Below are 8,896 nucleotides of genomic sequence, written 5' to 3'. Positions count from 1 at the left end.
GTTAAGTTTATCTAAACTCGGTTCAAAAGCACTAGCTTTTGTCTTACTTCATTTCTTAACGTACTGGTTGTTTCGTTCAGTTTTCAAAGATCAATTTACGTTGTCTTTTTTCGCGACAACTTCTTTATAGTACCACGGATAACCTATCGAAGTCAATACTTATTCGAAATTTGTTTAAATTCTTTTTCATAAAGATGTTGTTCCTTATTAGGTTGTGGTACGGCATCTGAAAAACAGTGCTTGAATAATATAACACGTGTAGAAAAGAGAACACAAGCATTTTTTTAAAAGAATTTAAAACGCCTCTTTCTATACAAGTTTAACCTTCACACCTAGTTATTATTTTTCCACTCTATCCATTAAATTAAACTTCTTTTTATACGATGAAAAATTGAAAAAGACCTAGAGCAATAATACCTGGAATACCTAATAGACCGACAAAAAGCGAGGTGAATAGATTAATCGGGATATACACGCCTAAGTAACCACTGACTATATTCAGAATAAATAAAGCCATTGCGCCAATAATTAATTTAACAGACACTTTAAACAACCATTCAAATAGCTTCATTTTAAAAACGATAAAACCAATAACTAATGACATGATCAAAGCAATAGATAAAGTGTTCATCTCTTCATCCTCCTCTAAAAAGATAAGGTAATCACCATTACGATATGCTGTCCATCATAAAAAAAGTACACACCAACATTATCGTTGATGTGCATGAATACCTAATCGTCTTGCTTCACCTAGAAGATAAAAATATTTAGCTTGGGCAACCTTTAATTCGTATAACCCTTCATCGCTGGGTTCTACACTTTTTTCAATAATCGTTTTTATGTGCATCCAATCTTTTTGAAGCTTAAAAATATCTGTTAACAGTTGTTGTTCGAGTTCTCGTTTCTTTTTCTTCCTATTAAACAACGTGATCACGTCCTTTAAAGTTCACGTCTTCCTTCCATGGCCTTGGATAGCGTTACTTCATCAGCATATTCTAAATCGCCACCCATAGGTAAGCCACTCGCAATTCGTGATATTTTTATGCCTGACGGTTTAACTAAGCGTGAAATGTACATCGCTGTTGCTTCGCCTTCTACATTTGGATTCGTGGCCAAAATCAGCTCGTTTACCTTTTCGTCTTTTAACCGATCGATCAGTGGTGGTACATTAATATCTTCAGGCCCAATGCCATCCATAGGCGAGATCGTTCCATGAAGAACATGATAGCGACCATTAAACTCTCGCATTTTTTCCATAGCAATGACGTCTTTAGGGTCTTGAACGACACAGATGACGGATTCATCTCTTGTCCCATCACTACAAATTGAACACGGATCCTGATCAGTAATATGACCACATGTGCTACAATGCGTTAACTCTCGTTTAGCATTGACAAGTGCTTTTGCGAAGTCTAACACATCGTCTTCTTTCATATTTAAAACAAAAAAAGCCAGTCGAACCGCTGTTTTCGGTCCGATCCCTGGCAATTTTGTAAAGCTGTCAATCAGCTTTGAAATCGGTTCTGGATAATACACTAACAATCCCCTCCTAGAACATGCCTCCAGGTAAATTCATGCCTTGGGTGAATTTGCCCATTTTTTCATTTGATGTTTCGTCTACTTTAGTTAGTACTTCATTTGTTGCAGCAATAATTAAATCTTGCAACATATCAACATCATCTGGGTCAACAACTTCCTCATTAATCGTTACATCGACAATTTCTTTCTTCCCATTAGCGATGACTTTGACCATACCGCCACCTGCTGTTGCTTCAAAGCTCATTTCTTGAAGTTCTTCTTGAGCTTTCATCATGTCTTTTTGCATTTTTTGCATTTGTTTCATCATTTTATTCATATTACCTTGGTTACCACGCATGGGTATTCCTCCTTGAAAATTCCTTTATTTTATTGTGAATCTTTTATTTCTAATAAATCATCACCGACTAGCTTTCTTGCCTCTGCAATAAGAGGATCTTCTTCTTGAGACGACGTTTCTTCCTGAGATGAATCACTATCTGTCTCTTGACGTTGTTGCTTTGCTAAGAAATCTTGACGTACCTTCTGCCACGCCGGCTCAGGAATCGGAATAAACGTCATCGGTTGTGATGTTAATTCTAATAGCAAGTTTTCGATCTTCTCTTTATGATCTAATGATAGTGAACAATGAATATCATACCTGAACGCAATAATGAGGACATCAGACGCGGCTGCTACAGGTTTAGCTTCTTGTAAAGTCGCAGCTGCTGGTGCACTTTCTTGCTTAAGACGCTGCATAAACGCTGGCCATTGATTATGAACCGTTTTTAGATGCGGCTTTTCAGCTCGTTCTAATGCATCCCTTATTCGCTCATGTGGAATCTTATAGCTGTTTTTAGACACTGGCGCACGTTTTTGCGGTTTTGGTGATGCTGTTTCTTGTTGTTTTGTAGCTGGACTTTCTTTTATTTGTTTTAATTCTTGTTCGAGTTTATCAAGCTTTTTCGTTAACTGCAAAATTTGTTCAGGCTGTTGATCGTTCATTCCTTGATCTGTCTTTGTCTCAGCCAATTTTAAAATAGCGATCTCGATAAATACTTTCGGGCTATTCGTCCACCGCATATCCTGTTGGCATTGATTTAGTTCAGCAATCGCATTTTGAATCCATTCAGGTGATAACTGATCTGAAAGTGTTTTAAAAGCTGGATCAATCATGGATCGTTCTAATAAATCTTCGACATCACCAGCACTTTGATAGACGAGCAAATCACGAAGAAAGTAAATATAATCATGAATAAACCGACCGGGATCTTTACCATTTTGAATAAACTGATCGACCTCACGAAGGGCTTCATAAATCGACTCTTCAACTAATAACTCCGTTAAGCGCGTCAATTGTGTCTGTGCAACAGAACCTGTAATAGCTAACACATCATCTAACGTGACCTGTCCTTCACTATATGAGATCGCCTGGTCAAGAAGACTTAAAGCATCTCGCATCCCGCCTTCAGCAGCGAGTGCAATGGTTTGATAAGCATACTCATCAATTTGAATAGATGAATCGTTCATAACTGTCTTCATCCGGTCAATTAACGTTCGCTGAGTGATTCGTTTGAAGTCGAACCGTTGACACCTTGAGATAATCGTAAGTGGAATCTTATGTGGTTCCGTCGTAGCCAAAATGAAAATAACATGCTTAGGTGGCTCTTCCAACGTTTTTAATAATGCGTTAAAAGCACCGATCGATAGCATATGCACTTCATCAATAATATAAACTTTATAGCGAACAGCGGTCGGTGCATATTTCACTTTATCGCGAATATCACGAATTTGTTCAACACCATTATTCGATGCAGCATCGATTTCCATTACATCCGAAATAGCACCTGTTTGGATGCCTTCACATGATGAACATTCACCACAAGGTTCCTCTACTGGCGCTTTTTCACAATTAATCGCTTTTGCAAAAATCTTAGCCGCGCTTGTTTTTCCTGTTCCTCGTGGACCTGAGAATAAATAAGCATGTGAGAATTGCTCTTTTACAATCGCATTTTTCAGCGTTCTCGTAATATGAGATTGTCCCACAACATCAGCGAAGTTTTGCGGTCGCCACACGCGATAAAGAGCTTGATAACTCATAATTAGCCTAATCCTCTCTGTTGATCATTCTTCCCTATTATAACTGATTTGATTATTAAATGTGAATGATAACGATAAAATTCTCTTTAAACATTAAAAACTCTTACCCGATTAAGGTAAGAGTGTATAGATTATATAACGCCGTGCACCCATCGTCGATGATACAATCCTAAACGTTACACAAGTTCATGGCTCAGTCCAGGCTTCCCTGCGGCACACGAAAGAATACCGCTTACTGCTGCTTCCTTCCGGACCTGACAGGGTTCACGGGTCTTCGTTGCGCAGGACCCAAACGTCAACACCAATTCCTTATGGCAGACTTTATGATTGTATACCTCAGATGGGAATTCAGTCTCGCTATAGCGGATTGCGAGTACAGGGCACCGCTACCTCCCCACCTAGCACGGCAAGATTGATAACAAAATTGTGCGTCCTCTGACGCATTTATTAGTATAAAGTGTTTCAAATGAAAATGCAATGCTTAACTGTTGTTATTTTTTTCCTTATAATCTGCCATTGAAATGACTTCCGCTTCTTTTTCAGGCTGTGATTTCTTTGTTTCGCGTAATTTTTTGAAAAAATCCTTCAACAAATGGCTACATGCCTCTTCTAATACACCAGCTGTAACGTCGACTTGATGATTAAAACGATCATCCGTTAATAAATTCATAATGGAGCCAGCACATCCAGCTTTAGGATCCTTAGCACCATAAACAACACGTGGAATGCGTGATTGTAAAATAGCGCCAGAGCACATCGGACAGGGCTCAAGCGTCACATACAGTGTACAGTCTTCTAATCGCCAGCTTTCTAAGTAATCATTCCCTTTATCAATCACAATCATTTCTGCATGTGAAGCTGTTGTTTGAAGGGCTTCACGTAAATTGAACCCACTTGCTACAACTTCTTCATCATGTACTAAGATGGCTCCAATTGGGACCTCTCCTAATTGAGCAGCTTTGATCGCTTCTGCTAAAGCAAGTTCCATATAATCTTCATCAGTCATTTGTTCCTCAGCCATCTATTTTCCCTCCATTACATTTTAATTGATCTTTTTTTAGTTTAACAAATTTTCAAGTATATAGGTAACGTCACCGAAATGAGCGATCTCGCATAGGCTAACGTGATGATAAATCTAAAGGAGCGATGAATAGATGTTGATTTATGTTGTAAAGCAAGGTGATTCACTTTATCAAATAGCGAATCAATTTAATGTAACAGTTGATTCGATTGCACGTGCCAATGACATGACAGAGAGTGATGCACTGATCATTAATCAAGCGCTTGTTATTCCAACAATGAACACGTATACGGTTGTGGCCGGTGATTCTTTGTACAAAATAGCAAGACAGTTTCATACAACGGTTGAAGCACTCGCAAGCATCAATAACCTCAATATTCAAACACCACTCGAAATTGGCCAAACATTAACTTTACCAGAAGAAACAAAAGACAAAATTGAAGTGAATGCTTATGTTGAACCAAGAGGCGAGGCAGTTAGTGATCAGTTGATCCAAGTGACAGAAAAACGTGCCCCTTATCTGAGCTATTTAGCACCTTTTAGCTATGAAGTAAGACGTGATGGCACATTAAGAAAGCCACCTCTTGATTCCTTGCCACAAATTGCAAGAAATAATCAAGCGGCTTTAATGTTAACAGTGACAAACTTAGAAGATGGCAGTTTCAATGCAGAGTTAGGGCGTTTAATTGTGACCGATCCCACTATTCAAGAGACCCTTTTAAATGAAATTATTGCAGAAGCGAAGCGTATTGGGTACCGTGATGTTCACTTCGATTTAGAGTTTTTGCCACCTGAAGTGAGAGAAGATTACAATCAATTTCTCGTTCTTGCTAGGGACCGACTGCATCAAGAAGGACTTTTAATCTCAACAGCATTGGCTCCAAAAACCAGTGCCGATATGACAGGGCCGTGGTATGAAGCACATGATTACCGAGCACACGGTGAGATTGTTGACTTTGTCGTGCTCATGACTTATGAATGGGGATATAGCGGAAGTGAACCGATGGCCGTTTCTCCGATCAATCAAGTCCGATCCGTCGTCAATTATGCTTTAACCGAGATGAGCCCGAGTAAGATTCTTTTAGGGCAAAATTTATATGGATATGATTGGACTTTGCCTGTTGAACCTGAGGTGAGATTGGCTAGAGCCCTTAGCCCTCAACAAGCGACAAATTTAGCTCGACAAAAACAACAACGCATTGAATTTGATGAAACCGCACAAGCCCCTTATTTTCAATATACAGATGAAGAAGGGAATCGACATGAAGTTTGGTTTGAAGATGCCAGATCTATTCAAGCGAAATTTGATCTCATCAAAGAAAAGAAATTAAGAGGGATTAGCTATTGGAAACTGGGTCTTAATTTCCCTCAAAATTGGGAGCTTCTAAATGATCAATTTCAAATTAAGAAATTTTAAATTGACTTTCCCACCTTTATTAGGTGGGAGCTTGTTTTCATCGTTAAAATCTCACCAAAAAAGGACGCTATTATGTTAAAATAGTCTTTGCTTTAATTTACATGCCGAAAAGTATCTTTATGCTATGGACGCATGTTTAAGGAGGAAACAAGATGACACGGGTACCATTTATTGCAGTTGAAGGCCCGATTGGCGTTGGAAAAACGTCTTTAGCGCGTAAAATTGCTAAACGATTTGATTTTCACTTACTAAAAGAAATTGTCGAAGAGAACCCTTTCTTAGGTAAGTTTTATGACGATATTGAAGCTTGGAGCTTTCAAACGGAGATGTTCTTCTTATGTAATCGATACAAACAATTAGAAGATATCGAAAAAGATTATTTAAAAACGGACAAGCCAGTCATTAGCGACTATCATATTATGAAAAATATGATTTTTGCTAAACGTACACTCGCCCAAAATCAATACGAGAAATATGAGCAAATTTATCATATCTTAACTAAAGACATGCCTAAGCCAAATGTTTTGATTTATTTAGATGCGAGTTTAGACACACTGCTCGATCGCATTGATAAACGTGCGCGCGCTGTTGAAGAAAAGATACAGCCTTCCTATCTCGAACAATTAAAACAAGACTACAAACAGTACATGGATGCATTCGAGAAAAACCACCCAGATGTTCCCGTTATTCGAATTGATGGGGATACAATCGATTTTATTAAACACCAAGATGACTTAGAAGCAATCTTTGATCAAATTAAACCTTATCTTTACGAAGGAGTACAAAATTCATGAATTTACGAGAAAAATATAACATTCCTCACGACAGTGTCATCACGATAGCTGGAACTGTTGGTGTAGGAAAGTCAACCATGACACATGCATTAGCTGAAGCTTTAAACTTTAGAACCTCTCTTGAAAAAGTTGATACTAACCCTTATCTTGATAAATTTTATCATGATTTCAAGCGATGGAGTTTTCATTTACAAGTTTACTTTTTAGCTGAACGTTTTAAAGAACAAAAGCGGATCTTTGAATATGGTGGCGGCTTTATTCAAGATCGATCCATTTATGAAGATACAGGCATTTTTGCAAAGATGCATTATGAAAAAGGGACGATGACAGCAACAGATTACGAAACCTATCGTAACCTGTTCGATGCGATGGTCATGACACCTTATTTCCCTCATCCTCATTTATTGATCTACTTGGAAGGATCTCTCGATGATGTCGTGGGTCGTATTAAAGAAAGAGGACGTCCGATGGAACAACAAACGCCTGTATCTTACTGGGAAGAGATGCACAGCCGTTATGAAAATTGGATTAACAGTTTTAATGCTTGTCCGATTTTACGGATTAATATTTCTGATTATGACCTTGTCAACGACGAATCATCAATCGAATCGATCTTAGAAAAAGTCGGCGTGTTTATTAATCATTCACGTCATTTACAGTAACGAATTAAAAGACGCATGTGCTTGTTTTGCACGTGCGTCTTTCATTTTTTTATTATTGATTACCTAATTCAATCGAACGCTTATGAGCTGCTCTTACCGCTTCTTTAATATGAGTGCTAACATTATACTCATCTAATGTACGTAATCCGGCTTCAGTTGTGCCGTTAGGACTTGTAATTTTTTCTCGCAACGTTTTGGGTGAATCAGATGAGGCTTGTAACATTTTAGCAGCACCTAAGATCGTTTGATAAACAAAAGCCTCTGACACATCTTCATCTAAACCAAGTTCAACGCCTTCAGACATCATCGCTTCAACGACGTAATACATATAAGCAGGTCCACTTCCTGCAATCGCTGTAATCGCATCAATATCGGATTCTTTCACAACATCAACTAACCCGACTGTTTTAAGCAACGATTGAGCCAAGTTTAAATCCGCTTCGGTCGCATATGTACCTTGGCAAATCGCTGTCGCACTTTCCTTTATCATCGCTGAAGTATTCGGCATCACACGAATAACTGGTTGGCTTTTGCCCAGCATCTCTTGAATGGATTGTGTTGAAACACCCGCCATCACTGAAATCACAACCGCCTCATCACCTAAGTACGGCTTAATCTCTTCTAAAGCCGCTTGACTGTCTTTCGGTTTCACCGCGAGTATAACCGCCTCTGCATCTTTCATCGCTTCTTTTGTATCCTCACTTACACGAATGCCGTAAGTATCTTTTAAAGCTTGCAGTTGCTTCGGATCATTCTTATTCGTCGCTAATATTTTCTCACGTTCCAAGAGGCCATCCGAAACAATTCCTGAAATAAGAGCTTCAGCCATCGCACCTGCACCAATAAACGTTAATTTCTCTATCATATAAACACCTGCTTTCGATCGATTTAATTGTTCATTTTATTTTGTTTTAAAACAAATATTAGATTGGGGTCATACACACTTATTTCATTACACATTATAGGCTTTGACTATAACAGAATTCACGTTAAAACAATTGTGTAGCTCTTCTGAGAGTTTACATACTATTAGTCAACCGTGTAGTGACAACGAGACGCCTGCGGAAATAGCACGAGCCGAAAATCCACTTAGGGAAGTGCCATTCTTTCCTAAGTTAGTTGAGGCCGTGCCCGCGGGAAGCGAGTGGTCAATCACACGCAAGCTTTTTATAAAAGTAGCGAGTTGAATTGTATCTTTACCCCTACATATAATTTAGTGATATATTAAGCCTTTTATTTATTATACCATTAAAAAATGCTTAGCTAAATATTAGCTAAGCATTTCATATATCGGTTGTACAATTAATGACGTTGGTGAGATAAAAAACTCACTAACGTCATTTTTCGTTTGAATATAGAAAACAAGTGAGTTTCCCTGTAGAATAAA

The 8,896-nt window shown here is 38.4% G+C and carries 10 protein-coding genes and 1 other RNA gene; 3 read left to right on the top strand and 8 right to left on the bottom strand.

Annotation, left to right across the window (positions count from 1 at the left end; translation table 11 throughout):
• Positions 1-376: 376 nt before the first annotated feature.
• From BLR62_RS12265 to tadA, 7 genes are all read right to left on the bottom strand, one after another.
• Positions 377-631, bottom strand: coding sequence for a pro-sigmaK processing inhibitor BofA family protein (locus BLR62_RS12265; RefSeq protein WP_090797411.1), 255 nt, complete (start codon positions 629-631; stop codon positions 377-379).
• Between the two features lie 78 nt (positions 632-709).
• Positions 710-934, bottom strand: coding sequence for a YaaL family protein (locus BLR62_RS12260; RefSeq protein ID WP_245719470.1), 225 nt, complete (start codon positions 932-934; stop codon positions 710-712).
• 5 nt (positions 935-939) lie between these two features.
• Positions 940-1,536 (bottom strand): recombination mediator RecR, encoded by a 597-nt coding sequence (recR, locus tag BLR62_RS12255; RefSeq protein ID WP_090797407.1) that lies wholly within the window; start codon positions 1,534-1,536, stop codon positions 940-942.
• Positions 1,537-1,549: 13 nt separating this feature from the next.
• Positions 1,550-1,876, bottom strand: a complete 327-nt coding sequence (locus tag BLR62_RS12250; protein ID WP_090797405.1) for a YbaB/EbfC family nucleoid-associated protein — start codon at positions 1,874-1,876, stop codon at positions 1,550-1,552.
• Between the two features lie 29 nt (positions 1,877-1,905).
• Complete coding sequence (gene dnaX, locus BLR62_RS12245) at positions 1,906-3,615, bottom strand: DNA polymerase III subunit gamma/tau (RefSeq protein WP_090797403.1); 1,710 nt, start codon at positions 3,613-3,615, stop codon at positions 1,906-1,908.
• Between the two features lie 141 nt (positions 3,616-3,756).
• Positions 3,757-4,022: signal recognition particle sRNA large type (ffs, locus tag BLR62_RS12240), an RNA gene on the bottom strand.
• Between the two features lie 74 nt (positions 4,023-4,096).
• The gene (gene tadA / locus BLR62_RS12235; RefSeq protein WP_090797414.1) at positions 4,097-4,621 is read right to left on the bottom strand and encodes a tRNA adenosine(34) deaminase TadA; all 525 of its coding nucleotides are present in this window, start codon (positions 4,619-4,621) and stop codon (positions 4,097-4,099) included.
• Between the two features lie 148 nt (positions 4,622-4,769).
• On the opposite strand from tadA, the gene BLR62_RS12230 reads away from it, so the two are divergent.
• The 3 genes from BLR62_RS12230 to BLR62_RS12220 all read left to right on the top strand — a co-directional run bounded on the left by BLR62_RS12230 (position 4,770) and on the right by BLR62_RS12220 (position 7,509).
• Positions 4,770-6,053, top strand: coding sequence for a glycoside hydrolase family 18 protein (locus BLR62_RS12230; protein WP_090797401.1), 1,284 nt, complete (start codon positions 4,770-4,772; stop codon positions 6,051-6,053).
• Between the two features lie 152 nt (positions 6,054-6,205).
• Complete coding sequence (locus tag BLR62_RS12225) at positions 6,206-6,847, top strand: deoxynucleoside kinase (RefSeq protein ID WP_090797399.1); 642 nt, start codon at positions 6,206-6,208, stop codon at positions 6,845-6,847.
• Positions 6,844-7,509 (top strand): deoxynucleoside kinase, encoded by a 666-nt coding sequence (locus BLR62_RS12220; RefSeq protein ID WP_090797397.1) that lies wholly within the window; start codon positions 6,844-6,846, stop codon positions 7,507-7,509. Before BLR62_RS12225 ends, BLR62_RS12220 begins: the two co-directional genes overlap by 4 nt.
• Before the next feature lie 52 nt (positions 7,510-7,561).
• On the opposite strand, the gene proC is transcribed toward BLR62_RS12220, so the two are convergent.
• Positions 7,562-8,374, bottom strand: coding sequence for a pyrroline-5-carboxylate reductase (gene proC / locus BLR62_RS12215; RefSeq protein ID WP_090797394.1), 813 nt, complete (start codon positions 8,372-8,374; stop codon positions 7,562-7,564).
• Between the last annotated feature and the right edge of the window lie 522 nt (positions 8,375-8,896).

Origin of the sequence: Pelagirhabdus alkalitolerans, from assembly GCF_900096905.1 — a bacterium.
GTDB lineage: Bacteria > Bacillota > Bacilli > Bacillales > Amphibacillaceae > Pelagirhabdus > Pelagirhabdus alkalitolerans.
This window is presented reverse-complemented; position numbering and strand designations above follow the sequence as displayed.